The sequence below is a fragment of the Streptomyces sp. NPDC006733 genome (assembly GCF_040636125.1).
GTDB lineage: Bacteria > Actinomycetota > Actinomycetes > Streptomycetales > Streptomycetaceae > Actinacidiphila.
Window position 1 is genome coordinate 1 of the sequence record NZ_JBEYJD010000021.1, and the last position, 15303, is coordinate 15303.

At 72.7% G+C, this 15303-nt stretch carries 14 protein-coding genes and 2 tRNA genes; 9 read left to right on the forward strand and 7 right to left on the reverse strand.

Annotated features, from left to right (window positions below):
- Window positions 1–69: 69 nt before the first annotated feature.
- Both ABZ721_RS19700 and ABZ721_RS19705 read right to left on the reverse strand, forming a co-directional pair.
- A tRNA-Met gene (locus ABZ721_RS19700) sits at window positions 70–143 on the reverse strand.
- Window positions 144–217: 74 nt separating this feature from the next.
- The gene (locus ABZ721_RS19705) at window positions 218–880 is read right to left on the reverse strand and encodes a nitroreductase family protein (RefSeq protein ID WP_358789908.1); all 663 of its coding nucleotides are present in this window, start codon (window positions 878–880) and stop codon (window positions 218–220) included.
- A 400-nt stretch (window positions 881–1280) separates the two neighbouring features.
- Between ABZ721_RS19705 and ABZ721_RS19710 the strand changes: the two genes are divergently transcribed.
- The 5 genes from ABZ721_RS19710 (at window position 1281) to ABZ721_RS19730 (ending at window position 6799) form a co-directional block, all read left to right on the forward strand.
- Complete coding sequence (locus ABZ721_RS19710; protein WP_358789909.1) at window positions 1281–2918, forward strand: ABC-F family ATP-binding cassette domain-containing protein; 1638 nt, start codon at window positions 1281–1283, stop codon at window positions 2916–2918.
- A 43-nt stretch (window positions 2919–2961) separates the two neighbouring features.
- Window positions 2962–3903 (forward strand): pseudouridine-5'-phosphate glycosidase, encoded by a 942-nt coding sequence (locus ABZ721_RS19715; RefSeq protein WP_358789910.1) that lies wholly within the window; start codon window positions 2962–2964, stop codon window positions 3901–3903.
- Entirely contained in the window at window positions 3900–4793 is an 894-nt protein-coding gene (locus ABZ721_RS19720) for a PfkB family carbohydrate kinase (RefSeq protein WP_358789911.1), read from the forward strand. Before ABZ721_RS19715 ends, ABZ721_RS19720 begins: the two co-directional genes overlap by 4 nt.
- A gap of 111 nt (window positions 4794–4904) precedes the next feature.
- On the forward strand, window positions 4905–5870 hold the full coding sequence (locus tag ABZ721_RS19725; protein ID WP_358789912.1) for an aldo/keto reductase: 966 nt from the start codon (window positions 4905–4907) through the stop codon (window positions 5868–5870).
- Between the two features lie 137 nt (window positions 5871–6007).
- Window positions 6008–6799, forward strand: a complete 792-nt coding sequence (locus ABZ721_RS19730) for a VOC family protein (protein WP_358789913.1) — start codon at window positions 6008–6010, stop codon at window positions 6797–6799.
- 13 nt (window positions 6800–6812) lie between these two features.
- Here the strand turns inward: ABZ721_RS19730 and ABZ721_RS19735 are convergent, their stop codons facing one another.
- The gene (locus ABZ721_RS19735) at window positions 6813–7313 is read right to left on the reverse strand and encodes a hypothetical protein (protein WP_358789914.1); all 501 of its coding nucleotides are present in this window, start codon (window positions 7311–7313) and stop codon (window positions 6813–6815) included.
- A 195-nt stretch (window positions 7314–7508) separates the two neighbouring features.
- On the opposite strand from ABZ721_RS19735, the gene ABZ721_RS19740 reads away from it, so the two are divergent.
- Complete coding sequence (locus tag ABZ721_RS19740; protein ID WP_358789915.1) at window positions 7509–8429, forward strand: aminoglycoside phosphotransferase; 921 nt, start codon at window positions 7509–7511, stop codon at window positions 8427–8429.
- On the opposite strand, the gene ABZ721_RS19745 is transcribed toward ABZ721_RS19740, so the two are convergent.
- Window positions 8391–8478: transfer RNA gene (locus ABZ721_RS19745), tRNA-Leu, on the reverse strand. The two genes, ABZ721_RS19740 and ABZ721_RS19745, sit on opposite strands and share 39 nt — an antisense overlap.
- Before the next feature lie 125 nt (window positions 8479–8603).
- Between ABZ721_RS19745 and ABZ721_RS19750 the strand changes: the two genes are divergently transcribed.
- The gene (locus ABZ721_RS19750) at window positions 8604–9929 is read left to right on the forward strand and encodes a DUF2254 domain-containing protein (protein WP_358789916.1); all 1326 of its coding nucleotides are present in this window, start codon (window positions 8604–8606) and stop codon (window positions 9927–9929) included.
- 37 nt (window positions 9930–9966) lie between these two features.
- Here ABZ721_RS19750 and ABZ721_RS19755 read toward each other — a convergent pair whose 3' ends face one another.
- Entirely contained in the window at window positions 9967–11505 is a 1539-nt protein-coding gene (locus tag ABZ721_RS19755) for an aldehyde dehydrogenase family protein (RefSeq protein WP_358789917.1), read from the reverse strand.
- Between the two features lie 430 nt (window positions 11506–11935).
- Window positions 11936–12274 (reverse strand): chorismate mutase, encoded by a 339-nt coding sequence (locus ABZ721_RS19760; protein WP_358789918.1) that lies wholly within the window; start codon window positions 12272–12274, stop codon window positions 11936–11938.
- Between the two features lie 115 nt (window positions 12275–12389).
- On the opposite strand from ABZ721_RS19760, the gene fdhD reads away from it, so the two are divergent.
- Window positions 12390–13238, forward strand: a complete 849-nt coding sequence (gene fdhD / locus ABZ721_RS19765) for a formate dehydrogenase accessory sulfurtransferase FdhD (RefSeq protein ID WP_358789919.1) — start codon at window positions 12390–12392, stop codon at window positions 13236–13238.
- Window positions 13239–13302: 64 nt separating this feature from the next.
- The gene (locus tag ABZ721_RS19770; protein WP_358789920.1) at window positions 13303–14169 is read left to right on the forward strand and encodes a thioesterase family protein; all 867 of its coding nucleotides are present in this window, start codon (window positions 13303–13305) and stop codon (window positions 14167–14169) included.
- 9 nt (window positions 14170–14178) lie between these two features.
- Here ABZ721_RS19770 and ABZ721_RS19775 read toward each other — a convergent pair whose 3' ends face one another.
- Entirely contained in the window at window positions 14179–15156 is a 978-nt protein-coding gene (locus tag ABZ721_RS19775; RefSeq protein ID WP_358789921.1) for an Lrp/AsnC family transcriptional regulator, read from the reverse strand.
- Window positions 15157–15303 lie beyond the last annotated feature (147 nt).

The window sequence follows — 15303 nt, forward strand, 5'->3', positions numbered from 1 at the left end:
TATAGGCGTGGCGGCGGCACTGAGATTCGGGCGTGCAGTGGGTGGGCCCCTGGGGGCCCGCCGTACAAGTAGCGGGGACAGGATTTGAACCTGCGACCTCTGGGTTATGAGCCCAGCGAGCTACCGAGCTGCTCCACCCCGCGTCGGTAAACCCAACCCTACGCGGTGGGGGACGCAGGACCAAATCAATACCGGGGCGTCCCGGCGGACCGGCGGCTCAGAGCCGGACCACGACCTGGTCGAGCTCCTTGCGGTGGATGTCGGGGACCCGGGCGTCCTCCGCCGGGTAGCCGACCGGGATGACGTACGAGGCGCGCTCCTCGGGAGGGCGGTCGCAGACGTCGTTCAGGAAGCGCATCGGGCTCGGGGTGTGGGTGAGGGTGGCCAGGCCCGCCTGGTGGAGCGAGGCCAGCAGCAGGCCGACGGCGATCCCCACCGACTCCTTGGTGTAGTACGGCCGCGGCGACTGCGGGCCCTTGTGCACCTCGAAGACGACGATGACGGCCGGCGCGCTCTCCAGGAACGGTTTGTGCCAGTCGGTGCCGATCGGAGCGAGCGCCGCCAGCCACTCCTCGGAGGCCCGGCGCTCGTAGAACTCGCGCTCCTCGGCCTCGGCCGCCTCGCGCAGGACCCGTTTGCGCTCCGGGTCGGTGAGCACGACGAACCGCCAGGGCTGCACGTTCGCCCCGCTCGGGGCGGTGGCCGCGGTGCGGATCGCCCATTCGACGACGCCCTGCGGAATGGGTCGGGAGGAGAAGTCCCGCACGGTCCGCCGGCTCGCCATGACCTCGTGGAAGGCCCTGCTGCGCGCCTCCGCCTCGTGGGCGGGGACCGTGTGGGGGTGGAGCGGCACCGTCGGGTAAGCGGAGTCGTCAACCATGCCCACACCTCAGCACATCACCCGCCACTGCGGAAGACGGCCTCGCGACGCAGCCGGCAGGGGGCTGGGCAGGAGCCGGCCGGGGGTCGGGCGAGGGCCGGGCAGGGGGCGGGCGAGGGCCGGGCAGGGGGCTCGATAAACGCGTTGCACGCCCGCAGCCGCAGGCGTACCGTCGTTCTCGGCCCTGTTGTCGTCGATCGGAGTAGGCCGTTGCTGGTGTGAGGTCATGAGACACCGCGCCCGTGGGTATGCCCGCGTGGCCCGAGTGCGACCTCGGCAGTGACCCGCCTCCCGTTCCGCCAGGGCGTCACCACCCAGCCATCTCCCCTTCGGGGTCGAGCCTCGTCGCGTTCCGGTGTCTCCGCAGTTGCCGTCCCATCACAGCAACCAGGAGGCCTCCATGGCATTCTCACCCCCTTCGGTCATCTGCACCCGCCTCTCCTTCGCCTGGCCCGACGGCACCGCCGTGCTCGACGACTTCGACTTCGCCGCCGGCCCCGGCCGCACCGGCCTGATCGGGCTCAACGGCTCGGGCAAGTCGACGCTGCTGCGGCTCATCGCCGGTGAACTGCGCCCGCTCGACGGCCAGGTGAAGGTCACCGGCGAGGTCGGCTACCTGCCGCAGAACGTCTCGCTCGACACGTCCGTCCGGGTCGACACAGCGCTGGGCATCGACGCGACCCGCGCCGCCCTGCACGCGATCGAGGACGGCGACGCGAGCGAGGAGCACTTCGCCACGGTCGGCGACGACTGGGACGTGGAGGAGCGCGCCCGCGCCACTCTCGACCAGCTCGGCCTCGGCCACATCACCCTGGACCGCACCATCGGCGAGGTCTCGGGCGGCGAGTCGGTCCTGCTGCGGCTGGCGGCCCTGCTGCTGCGCCGGCCCGACGTCCTGCTGCTCGACGAACCGACCAACAACCTGGACCTGGAGGCCCGGCAGCGCCTGCACGACGCGGTCGCGTCCTGGTCCGGGCTGCTGCTCGTGGTCAGCCACGACCGCGAGCTGCTGGAGCTGGTCGACCGGATCGCCGAGCTGCGCGGCGGCGAGACGCACTGGTACGGCGGGAACTTCTCGGCGTACGAGGAGGCGCTCGCCGTCGAGCAGGAGGCTGCCGAGCGGATGGTGCGGGCGGCCGGGACCGATGTGCGCCGGCAGAAGCGCGAGCTGACCGAGGCCCGGGTCAAGCTGGCCCGCAGGGCCCGCTACGGCCAGAAGATGTTCGACACCAAGCGCGAGCCGAAGATCGTGATGAACCAGCGCAGGCGCGACGCGCAGGTCTCGGCCGGCAAGCACCGCAACCTGCACACCGAGAAACTGGAGGAGGCGAAGGAGCGTCTGGACGAGGCCGTCGAGGCGGTCAGGGACGATGACGAGATCCGGATCGACCTGCCGCACACCGCCGTTCCCGCCGGCAGGACCGTACTGACCGTGCACGGGCTGGAGGCCCGCTACGGTGCCCGCGCCGAGCTGGAGGTGCGCGGCCCGGAGCGGATCGCGCTGCTGGGCCGCAACGGGGCGGGAAAGTCCACCCTGTTGCGGACGATCGCCGGGCAGATCGAGCCGGTGGCGGGCGAGGCGGTGGCGCACGTGCCGATGCGGTACCTGCCGCAGCGGCTCGACCTGCTCGACGACGAGCTGACGGTCGCGGGCAACGTCGCCCGCTTCGCGCCCGCCGCGACCGACAACCAGATCAGGGCGCGGTTGGCCCGCTTCCTCTTCCGGGGCGGGCGCGCGGACCAGCGGGTCGGCACGCTCTCGGGCGGCGAACGGTTCCGCGCGTCGCTCGCCGCGCTGATGCTCGCCGACCCCGCCCCGCAGCTGCTGATGCTCGACGAGCCGACGAACAACCTGGACCTGGCCAGCGTGCGCAGCCTCACCGCGGCCCTGGCCTCGTACCAGGGGGCGTTGATCGTGGCCGGCCACGACCTGCCGTTCCTGCGCGGTATCGGCATCACCCGCTGGGTGCGGCTGGACGGCGAGCTGACGGGCATCGATCCGCCCGCCACGGGCGCGGAATCGGAGAGGGAGGTGTGAGCCGAAGGGTTTGGGAACGCCGGCGGTCCGACAGGAATGAGAGATGGACCCTCGTACAGTCGTTCCTCCTTCGCTCTCCCTTGCGCTCTCCGACGAGGTGCGGGAGGCACTCGACCGGCGTGCGCCGGTGGTGGCCCTCGAATCGACGATCATCTCCCACGGCCTCCCGCGGCCCCGCAACCTGCGGGTGGCCGTGGAGCTGGAGGAGATCGTCCGCGCCGCGGGCGCCGTCCCGGCGACCGTCGCCGTCCTGGACGGGACCGCGCACATCGGGCTCGGCAAGGACCAGCTGGAGCGGGTGGCGAGCGACCAGGAGCTGCGCAAACTCGGCTACCGCGACCTCGCGCCGGCCCTGGCCACCGGTGCGAGCGGCGCGACGACGGTCTCCGGCACGGCGTTCCTGGCCGCCCGTGCCGGGATCCGGGTCTTCGCCACCGGCGGGCTGGGCGGGGTGCACCGCGACTGGGTCAGCCACCAGGACGAGTCCGCGGACCTGCGGCTGCTCGCCCGTACCCGCATCACGGTCGTCTGCGCGGGCGTGAAGTCGATCCTCGACGTACCGGCCACCCTGCAGCGGCTGGAGACCCTCGGCGTCGGCGTCGTCGGCTACCGCACCCGCACCTTCCCCGGCTTCTACCTGACGACGTCCGGCGAGCCGCTGGACTGGACGGTGCGGGAGCCCTCCGAGGTCGCCGCTGTCATGAGCGCCCAGGACGCGCTCGGCGGTCCGGGCGCCGCGCTGATCGTGGCCAACCCGGTGCCCGAGGCGCAGCAGCTCGACCCCGAGCTGCACCACCGCGTGCTCGACGCCGCCCACGCGGCGGCCCGCACCGCCGGGGTCACCGGGCAGGCGATCACGCCGTTCCTGCTCGCGTACTTCGCCGAGCACACCGGCGGCGCCTCCCTGGAGGCGAACCTGGCGGCGGTGCGGGGCAACGTCGAGCTCGCCTCCGCGATAGCCGCGCACTGGTCACGGTCCGCGTGACCGGGGCCGGTGCGGCCCTGCTGGTCATCGGGGACGTGGTCACCGACATCGTGGCCCTGCACCGCAAGCCGCTCGCGGCCGACACCGACACCTCCGCCCGGATCGCGGTCAGGCCCGGCGGCTCCGGCGCCAACACCGCCGCCTGGGCGGCCCGTTCGGGCGCCGACGTGCGGCTGCTGGCCCGCGCCGGGGCGGACTCCGCCGAGTGGCACCGCGACGTCCTGCGGCGCTGCGGGGTACGGCCGCATCTGCGCGTCGACCCGTCGCTGCCGACCGCCGTCGTCATCGCCCTGGTCGACGCGGCCGCGGAGCGCACGCTGGTCACCGACAGCGGCGCGAGCGTCCGGCTCGGCCCGGCGGACTGGGACCCGGCGCTGCTCGACGGAGCCGGCCGGCTGCACCTGTCCGGCTACCTGTTCTTCAACGAACCCGGCCGCGGGCTCGCCGCGCTCGCCATGGCCGAGGCCCGCGCCGCGCGGATCCCGGTGAGCGTCGACCCCGCCTCCACCGGCTTCATCCAGCAGCTCGGCGTCCGCCCCTTCCTGGACGCCGCCGCGGGCGCGGACCTACTGCTGCCGAACCTCGCCGAGGCCCGGCTGCTGACCGGCCTCGCCGACCCCGTGCGCGCCGCCGAGCGGTTGAGCGCCGCCCACGGCGTGGCGGTGGTGAAGCTGGGCGGCGCCGGGGCGCTGGTGGCGGAGCGCGGCACGCTCACCGCCCGCGTGCCCGGGGTCGCGGCCGACGCCGTCGACACCACGGGCGCCGGCGACGCCTTCGCCGGCGGCTTCCTGGCGGCGCGGCTCGCGGGCGCCGACCTGGCCGAGGCCGCCGCGGCGGGGTGCCGGACGGGCGCGACGGCGGTCGCCACCGTCGGCGGGCGGCCCGAATAATCGCGAGCCCCGCCCGCCGCGATACGGCAGGGTGATCATCGTCGGCGATCGCGCGGCGAACCGGTCGTCCGCCGGCGGCCGACTCCACAGCCATCCGAAGGAGCAGCGTCCATGCGCACCACCACTCTCGGCAGCAAGGGCCCCGAAGTCGGCGTCGTCGGACTCGGCTGCATGGGCATGACGCATGCCTACGACCCGAGCGGCCGGGACGACACGGTGTCCGTCGACGTCATCCGCCGCGCCCTGGACCTGGGGGTGACGCTGATCGACACCGCCGACGCCTACGGCCCCCACACCAACGAGGAGCTGGTCGGCCGCGCGCTGGCGGGCCGCCACCGGGAGCGCGCCGTCCTGGCCACCAAAGTGGGCCTGGTCGTGACCGGCACGGACGAGGGACGGCCGGTCTACGGGCGCGACGGACGCCCTGAGCACGTCAGGGCGTCGATCGACGCGAGCCTGCGCCGGCTGGGCACCGATCACGTCGACCTGTACCAGCTGCACCGCATCGACACCGAGGTCCCGGTCGAGGAGACCTGGGGCGCCCTCGCGGAGGCGGTGGCCGCGGGCAAGGCCCGCCGCATCGGCCTGTCCGAGGCGACGGTCGAGGAGATAGCGCGGGCGCACGCCGTCCACCCGGTCGCCTCCGTCCAGTCGGAGCTGTCGCTGTGGACCCGCGACGCGCTGGCGGACGTCCTGCCGTACTGCGAGCGCGAGGGCATCGCCTTCCTGCCCTTCTCCCCGCTGGGCCGCGGCTTCCTCGCCGGCCGCTTCGCCTCCTACGACGACCTGCCCGCCGACGACATGCGCCGCAACCTCCCCCGCTTCCAGCGGGAGGCCCTGGCCGCCAACCTCGCCATGGTCGGCACGGTCCGCACCATCGCCGAGCGCACCGGCTCCACCCCCGCCCAGGTCGCCCTCGCCTGGGTCCTCGCCCAGGGCCGCTACGTCGTCCCCATCCCGGGCACCAAGACCCCGAAGTACCTCGACGACAACGCGGGCGCCGCCGACCTCACCCTCTCCCCCGCCGACCTCACCGAACTGAACAACCTCCCGGCAGCCACGGGCACCCGCTACTGAACGTGCCGGGACGGTCGGAAGCGGGCACTTCCGTGCGTCCGATGGCGCTCCCGGCGGAGCGCGAGCAAGGTGGTCCGTAGAGGGGTTCACTCCCGCGCGGGCGCGCGCTCGCGCGGACCACCGCTGGGAGACGCACGATGTCCGAAGTCACCGCTCCTTATGAACCGGGTACACCATGCTGGGTCGACCTGATGGTTCCGGACCAGCAGGCCGCCCTGGACTTCTACCGTGACCTCTTCGGCTGGCAGGGCGAGATCGGCGCCGAGGAGTTCGGCGGCTACTCGATCTGCACGCTGAGAGGCAAGCCGGTCGCGGGGATCATGCAGGCGACGCCGATGGGCGACCAGCCCGCACCGCCACCGAACTGGACCACCTACTTCTGTACGGCGGACGCCGACGCCACGCAGGCCGCGATCACCGCGAACGGCGGCACCCTGATCGCACCCGCGATGGACGTCGGCGACACCGGCCGGATGCTGGTCGCCGTGGACCCGCAGGGCGCGGTCTTCGGGGCGTGGCAGCCGAAGGAGTTCGCCGGCGCCGAGATCGTCAACGAGCCCGGAGCGCTGGTCTGGAACCAGCTCAGCACCTCGGACCCGAAGGGCGCCGGCGTCTTCTACCAGGCGGTACTGGGCCTGGAGGCCGCCCCGATGCCGGAGATGCCGGAATTCACCGGCCTCCAGGTCAAGGGCCGCACCATCGGCGGCGTGCAGGGCATGGAGAACCTGCCGGAAGGCGTCCCGCCGCACTGGCTGGTGAACTTCTGCGTGGACGACGTCGACAGCACGACCGACGCACTGGTGCGCGCCGGCGGCTCGGTGATGGCGCCGCCCTTCGACATGGACAAGGTCGGCCGGATGGCAGTCCTCCAGGACCCGCAGGGCGCCGTCTTCGCCATCGTCGCCACCAACGAACCCGTCAGGCCCTGACCCACCGACCGCGCTACTCGGGCGCGGTCGCCGGCCGCAGTGCGCCGTCACGCACGTCCGCCCGCGCGTGACGGCGCAGCGGCACCCGGTGACCGGTGAGAGTCGGATGGGGCAGCGCCAGGAACCAGGCGACGGCGCCGTGGTCGAGGCCACGGATCTCAGCGGCCCGCCGGCAGTCGCACAGATCGTCCAGACCGACCACCCAGCGCGGCCGGGCGACGGCGGTGACGGCCTGCGCCCACGGCCGCGAGTCGGCGACGTCGTCGGCGTCGTCGGCGTGCAGGACGACGAGCCGCCGGGGTGAGATGACCGCGGAGAGCGTGTGGGTGATGGTGCTGCCCTCGGGCAGGAGCGCCACCGGTTCGCCGTCGAGATGGATGATGCCGACGAGTTCGATGTGCGGAATCCCGTGCCGCACCACCGCCAGCCGTCCGACCACGGACCGGGCCAGCACCTCCCGGCACTCCGATTCGGTCAGTTGCCCCTGCTCATGACGCCGTTCGGTGCCGATCATGCCTCGCCCCCCGGCAGAGCCTGAAGATCCCCACCGAGGTCCAGGGCCGGGACAACGCCCCCCACACCGGCAGAACCACAGCCACCGATATGAGGCGCCTTTTCACTTTCGTACGCCCCCAGCAACCTGGCAACCCACCGCCGGCTGCGGTAATGGAGGTGCGCTGGGTCAGGTGGGGTCGGCAGGATGGGTGGGGTGAGTGAGCTGCCGAATCGTGCGACGCCGTCCCGTGCCGTCCTCGATGCGTTCGGGGTGACGGGCACTCCCGTCCCGCTCGCCGGCGGGCAGGGGCAGAGCGTTCTCGTGGGTGGCTGGGTGTTCAAGCCGGCCGAGGGGGACGCGGACGAGATCGAGTGGGCTGCCGCCCTGTCCGAAAGGCTGCGGGCCGGTGCCGGGTTTCGGGTGCCTCCGCCGCTGCGGGCGCTCGACGGGCGGTGTGCGGTGGGCGGTTGGGCGGCGGGCAGGTTCCTCGGCGGTGAGCCTGGTCCGCGGGGGCGCTGGGCGGAGGTGCTGGCCGCCGGTCGGGCCTTTCATGCCGCGCTGCGGCAGGAGCCTCGGCCGGACTTCCTCGGTCGGCGGACCCACCCGTGGGCGGTGGCCGACCGCGTCGCCTGGGGCGAGCAGCACGTCGAGGTGATCGACGACCTCGCCGAACCGTACTCGGCGCTGCTGGAGCTGCGGCGCCCCGTGCGGCAGGACGCGGCGCAGCTCATCCACGGCGACCTCACCGGCAACGTACTCTTCACCGCGGACGACGCGCCCGCCGTGATCGACTTCTCGCCGTACTGGCGGCCCGCGGCGTTCGCCGAGGCCATCGTCATCGCCGACGGCCTGCTGTGGTTCGACCTTCCGCCCGGCCTGCTGAGAAGCGGCGACGACCATCCCGACTGGCAGCAGCTGCTGATCCGCGCACTGATCTTCCGGCTCGTCGCGCACAGCGAGAACGCGGGCCCGTCCGGACGGGCGCAGCCCGGCGAGCCGGAACGCTGTCGCCGGGCGACCGGAATCGTGATGCGGGGGACCGTACAACGCACGACGGTGCCGGCCGAAGATCGGCCGACACCGTCGGTTGAGCCATGGTGTCCGAGGGGGGACTTGAACCCCCACGCCCGATAAAGGGCACTAGCACCTCAAGCTAGCGCGTCTGCCATTCCGCCACCCGGACAGGGTGTGTGCCGAGGTTTCCCGCGGCGACATGGACAACGATACCAAGGAATCGGAGTGGTTCTCACCTGCATATGGGTGCCGGTTTTGGGGGGTGTGAGGGCGTAGGGTCCGGGTGTGAGCGATATGTCACCTTCGGTTACACGGCGTGAGAGTCGCAGGCCACGGGCGTTGTCGCCGTTGCGCGAGCATCTGCGGGATACGTTCTGGTTCGCGCCCGCCGTGGGGTTGGTCGGGGCGCTGCTGCTGGCGGTGGGTGTCGGCGGGCTGGACACCTGGCTGGTCGGGGCGCTGCAGGACGAGGGCGACTACGACTCCGTCACGTCGCTGATCAAGATCTCCGAGGACGCCAAGTCGGTCGTGACGACGGTCGGCTCGGCGATGCTGACGTTCATCGGGGTCGTCTTCAGCATCTCGCTGGTCGCGCTGCAGATGGCGAGCGGCCAGTTCTCGCCGCGGGTGGTGCGGCTGTACGTGCGCAGCCGGATCACCAAGGCGACGTTCGCGGTGTTCCTCGCGACGTTCCTGTTCTCGCTGGTGGGCCAGGCGGCGTACGACGGGGAGCAGGATCCGAAGCTGGTCACGAGCGTGCCGGTGTTCACGCTGCTGACCGCGGTGCTGCTGGTGATGATCAGCCTGGCGCTGTTCGTGGCGTATGTGAACGCCACGATCCGGCTCATGCGGATCGGCTACGTCATCGACCGGATCACCCGGGAGTCCTTCCAGGTGCTGGGGACGCATCCGCTGCGGTCCCCGGAGGCGGCGCTGCGGTTGCCAGCAGAGGTCTCGGTGATCACGCACCAGGGGCGGGCGGGGGTGCTGCGGGACGTGAACATCGCGCGGCTGGTGCGCATCGCGCGGCGGAGCGGGACGGTGCTGCGGCTGGTGCCGCGGATCGGGGACTTCGTGGTGCCGGGGACACCGCTGCTGACGGTGCACGGCCCGGGTGACAGAAGACTGCCGGTGCGGCTGCTGAGGTCCACGGTGTCGGTCGCGGTGGAGCGGACGTTCCACCAGGACCTGGGGTTCGGGCTGCGGCAGCTGGCGGACATCGGGCTGCGGGCGCTGTCGCCCGCCGTCAACGATCCGACAACGGCCGTGCAGTGCCTGGACCGGATCGTGCAGTTCCTCGCGGCGGTGGCGGACCGGCCGCTGGGCGCGGTGCACCACACCGACCGCTCGGGGGCGGTGCGGCTGGTGCAGGATCTGCCGTCCTGGAGCGACCTGGTGGATCTGGGGTTCACCGAGATCCGGCTGTGCGCGACGACCAGCCCGCAGGTCACCCGGCGGTTGCTGGCCGGGCTCGGCGACCTGCTGTCGCTCGTCCCGCCGGACCGGCGCCGGCCGCTGGAGCGGCACCGCGCGCTGGTCGAGCAGGCCGTGCAGCTGGCGGTGCCCGACGCGGCGGACCGCGAGTTCGCGCTGCTCGCCGACCACCAGGGGATCGGGTGACCGGCCCGGGCGCACCAGCGCCCGGGCCGGCCGGGGCTCAGCTGGGCTGCAGCCGGTAGTCCGGGAAGTTGCCGGGCAGCCGCTCGTCGGCCGGCCCCTGCGTGACGGAGCGGACCAGCAGTTCGCCGCCGACGAAGGCACCGCGCCAGGAGGCGCCGAAGCCGCCGAAGAGCTCCTCGCGGTCACCGCGCGAACGCGGCTTGTTGTGGCCGACCTTGAAGGCCCGGATCTGCGGGGAGAGCCGGGCGAAGGTCTCCTGGTCGTCGGTGGCCAGGGTCGCCACCAGCGCGCCGTTGCTGGCGTTCATGGCGGCCAGCAGCTCGGCCTCGGTGTCGACCAGGACGAGGGTGTCGACCGGGCCGAACGGCTCCGCGTGGTGCAGCGGCGACGTCGAGGGCGGGTTGAGCAGGGTGACCGGCGGCAGGTACGCGGAGGTGTCCTGGCCGGGCAGGAACCGCCCCTGGGTGATGGACCCGTGGTGCAGCGGGACCGCGCCCCGGCTGATCGCCTCGGAGACCAGGTCGCCGAGCTCCTTGGCCTTGGCCGCGTTGATCAGCGGCCCGAAGTCCAGCTCGGGCAGGTCGTCGTCGGGGTGCTCGACGGCCAGCGGGTGGCCGAAGGTGACGGCCTGGACGCCCGGCAGGTACGCGGTCAGGAACTGGTCGAACGTCTCGCGCTGCACGACGAACCGCGGGTAGGCGGTGCAGCGCTGCTTCGCGTAGTCGAAGGTCTTGCGGATGTGGCCGGTCAGGGTGGGCCAGTCGGTGTAGTTCCACACGCCCCAGGCGTTGAGGCCCTCCTGCTCCAGGATGTGCCGCTTGCCGAGGTCGGCGACGGAGGCGGCGACCCGCCCGCCCGCGTCACGGCCGCCGACGAAGGAGACCGCGCCGATCTCCGGGGCCCGGACCAGCGCCTCGGACAGCTCGCCGCCGCTGCCGCTGACCAGCGTGACGGGCAGGCCCTCACGGGCGGCCAGCGCGGTGGCGAGGGTCAGGCAGGCGAGGCCGCCGTCGGTGGGGGTCTTGGCGATGACGGCGTTGCCGGCGAGCGCCTGCACCAGCATGGCGTGGACCAGCACGCTCATCGGGTAGTTCCAGCTGGCGATGTTGCTGACGGGTCCGGGCAGCGGGGTACGGCCCTCGACCATCCGGTCGATCTCGTCGACGTACCAGCGCACGCCGTCGATGGCCCGGTCCACGTCCGCCTGGGCGAGCCGCCAGGGCTTGCCGATCTCCCAGACGAGCAGCAGCGCGAGCAGTTCACGGTGCTCGGTCAGCGCGTCCAGGGTGGCGCTCACCCGCGCCTTGCGGTCGGCGAGCGGCACCTCCCGCCACGCGCGGTGCTGGTCCAGCGAGGCCCGTACCGCGAGGTGGGCGCTGGCCGCGTCCAGCCGCGGGAGCGCGGCGAGGGGGGAGCCGTCGACGGGCGAGGTGGTCGGCAGCAGCCGGCCGTCCGCCTGCCAGCGGCCGTTCCAGTAGTTGAGTACGCGATCGTCGTGGAAAGCCTCCGGGGCGACCTCGACGCAACGCTGCCAGGCGTCGGACCAGGCCGTGCCGGGCTTGAGGATGAGGGTCATCAGTTCTCCGCTCGTTCGGGGCGGATCTCGCGCAGAACACCACCGCGCGTGTCGACGAGGCCGCGCACCACATCGGTATGGGGCGACCCTTGGTTGTCACGGAGCCGGATCAGACACGCCCGTAGATCGTCGGCGGGATCACCGAGAGCCGCACAGTCCTCGTGGTGCACCAGCTGGATTTCACTGGTCCCGCCTAGAATCTGACTCAAGCGCAGCGCGTGGAGGCGTCGCCATTGACGCATTCGCCCGCATTGCGGTGACATGGGCGGCGCCAGGCCGCAGTCCGGACATCGTCGGGACGCCCGGGCGGGCGTCCATGGCGCGACCCTAGCGACACGCGTTCCGAGAAGCTGCAACTTCGGGGTGAGTGGGGTGAACGCCACACCCGCGACGGTGAACGACGTCGGCGTCAGGGCGTCAGGCGTCGGCGTCAGGCGTCGGCGGAGCGGCCCGCGATCACTTTGTGGTGGCGCACGACCTCGCCGATGATGAAGTTCAGCATCTTCTCCGCGAAGGCCGGATCCAACCGCGCGTCCTCGGCCAGCTTCCGCAGCCGGGTGATCTGGGCGGCCTCGCGGGCCGGGTCGGCGGGCGGCAGGTCGTGCGCCGCCTTCAGCTCGCCCACCTGCTGGGTGCACTTGAACCGCTCGGCGAGCAGGTGCACCAGGGCAGCGTCCAGATTGTCGATGCTGCCGCGCAGGTACAGCAGTCGCGCTCTGACGTCCTCGTCCGCGATGAAGGTGCCCGAGGCGTTCGGCTGCTCGCTCATGTCTGCTCTCGCTCGGAATCGAGGATTTGGTTGCCCTCTACAGTCTACTGAAGACGACCTTCGCGGAAGACCGCGTCCGGTCAGCCAGTACGTACAGAACCGGGACTGATCAGCTATGGGACGGATCACCGAGCGCCGCCGCGTACTCCGCGTCAGGGACGGGGCGGCCGAGCACCGTGCCGACACCCTGGTGGCGGAGGAGCCACTGGAGATCCGGCTGAACGGCAAGGCGCTGGCCATCACCATGCGCACCCCCGGCGACGACTTCGCCCTCGCCGTGGGCTTCCTGGCGAGCGAGGGCGTCATCGGGCGCGCCGACCAGATCGCCAACATCGTGTACTGCGCGGGAGCGGTGGCGGACGGGTCCAACACCTACAACATCGTCGACGTCCGGCTGGCCGAGGGCGTCACCGTCCCCGACATCACGCTGGAGCGGAACGTCTACACCACGTCCTCGTGCGGCCTGTGCGGCAAGGCGAGCCTGGACGCGGTGCGCACCAACGCCCTGTGGAAGATCACCGACACTCCCCCGGTCCGGGTCGGCACGGATCTGCTGGCCGTCCTGCCCGACCGGCTCAGGGCGGCCCAGCAGGTCTTCGAGCGGACCGGCGGGCTGCACGCGGCCGCGCTGTTCACCACCGACGGCGAACTGGTGGACATCCGCGAGGACGTCGGCCGGCACAACGCCGTCGACAAGCTCGTCGGCCGGGCGCTGCAGCAGGACCTGCTGCCGCTGTCGGACCTGGTCCTGCTGGTCTCCGGACGCGCGTCCTTCGAGTTGGCGCAGAAGGCGGTGATGGCCGGGATCCCGGTGCTGGCCGCGGTCTCCGCCCCGTCGTCGCTGGCGGTGGACCTGGCGGACGAGGCCGGGCTGACCCTCGTCGGGTTCCTGCGCGGCACCTCCATGAACGTGTACGCGGGCGAGCACCGGATCGTCCTGCGGGGCGCGGGCGACGACGGGTGAACCGCGCCGCGTCCGGCGGACAGGCCCTACGCTGCGCGGTGTGACAGACCGGGGAACTGATCAGGTGTACGCATTCGACCGCGGGACCGCCGTGGCGGCGCGGGCCGGCGAGCCGTCCGTCTTCGACGCGGCGATCGACGGCGGCTGGCAGATCGGCAAGGGCATCAACGGCGGCCTGCTGCTGGCGCTCGCCGCCCGCGCGCTGGCCGCCGAACTCGGCGGCGGGCCGGACGGGCACACCGACCCGTTCTCCATCAGCGCCTACTACCTGTCCGCGTCGACCGCCGGTCCGGTGGAGCTGCGCACCGAGACCCTGCGGCGCGGCCGCTCCGTCTCGACGGGCGCGGTCTCGCTGCTGCAGGGCGGTGAGGAGCGGCTGCGGGCCCTCGCCACGTACGGCGACCTCGGCGACCACGCCGCCGGTGACGTCCGCACCACCGCCGCTCCCCCGGACCTCCCGCCGCCCGACCAGTGCGTCGGCGCGGAACTGACCTTTCCCTCCTCCGTCGCGGAGGCGGGGCTGCTCAGCCGGATCGACCTGCGGCTGGACCCGGCCACCGTCGGCTGGGCGTCGGGCGCGCCGTCCGGCCGGGGCCTCGTGCAGGGCTGGCTGCGGATGCCGGACGGCCGCGAGCCCGACCCGCTGCTGCTGCTCCTGGCGGCGGACGTGCTGCCCCCGGCCAGCTTCGACCTGGGCATCCTCGGCTGGGCCCCCACCTTGGAACTGACCGTGCACGTGCGCGCGAAGCCCGCTCCCGGCTGGCTGCGCGTCGTCCACTCGACCCGCAACTTCGCCGACGGCTACCTGGAGGAGGACGCCGAAGTGTGGGACTCCTCCGGCCGGTTGGTCGCCCAGTCCCGCCAGCTCGCCCGCGTCCGCGTCCGCGCCCGGAAGGACCGGAACGACCCGAAGGACCGGAAGGAGGCGTAGGGCGGCGGGTCAGCGGCGGCGCTCCTCGTACGCCAGGCTCTTGATGCGGCGGAGCGTCGGCGCGGTCTCGACGTGCTGGACGCCGTCCAGGGCGCCGATCCGCTCGCTGAGGTAGCGGTAGAGGTCGGCGGTGTCGCGGCACAGGACGACGGCGAAGATGTTCGACGGGCCGGTGGTGGCGCAGGCGAAGGCGACCTCGCCGTGCTCCGCGAGCGCCCGGCCGACGGCGGACAGGGCCGAGGGGCGCACGGTCAGCCAGAGCACGGCGTGCGCCAGGTAGCCGATCTGGTCCGCTTCGAACTGGACGTCGATGAAGAGCGCGCCGCTGCGCCGCAGTTGTTCGAGCCGCCGCTTGGCGGCCGACTCCGACAGGCCGGTGAGCTGCTGCAGTTCCGGGTAGGTGGCCCGGCCGTCCCGCCCCAGCGCGTCGATCAGCCGCTCGTCCTCGGCGTCGAGGGTGAGCGGCCCGGTGAACGGGTCCACGGGGGGCGGGGTGAGGGCCTCGACCTCGGCGGCGGTCAGCCCCTCGCCCTTGGCGAACCAGCCCAGCGGTCCGCCGTAGAAGGTGTGCAGCAGGCACAGCGCGCTGATCTCCAGGATCCGCGGCGTGCGCGGGAGCTTGCCGAGCAGCAGGGCCGTGTGGTCGTCGCGGGTGCGGGGCTCCGCGACGCAGAGCACTTCCGTGCCGCCCGAGGTCAGCCCGATCCACTTGGTGTCGGGCCGGCGGGCGAGCGCCCTGGCGATGGGGTCCGCCGCGTCGGGCGCGCAGCGCAGCCGCAGCAGCCAGCTGGTGCGGCCGAGCCGGGCGGCGTCGGCCACCCCGAGCACGCGCAGCCCGCCGTCGGCGTACAGCCTGCGGAAGCGCCGGGCGACCGTCTGGTCGGACACCCCGAGGACCGCGGCGATCCGGCTGAAGGGGGCCCGTCCGTCGAGTTGCAGCGCTTGGAGCAGCCTGAGGTCCAGCTCGTCGAAGGAAGGAGATTCCACCGCTCAAGCCCTCCTTGATGTCGAAAAGAGACGCTGGGTGCACCGTGACTGGTGGATACGTCCGCCACTGTCGATCGTAGGGCGGGTCACGGGGTCACCGGGCACCGGGCCGGGGAACCGAAGCGACCGAAGAGAACGAGGGATCAC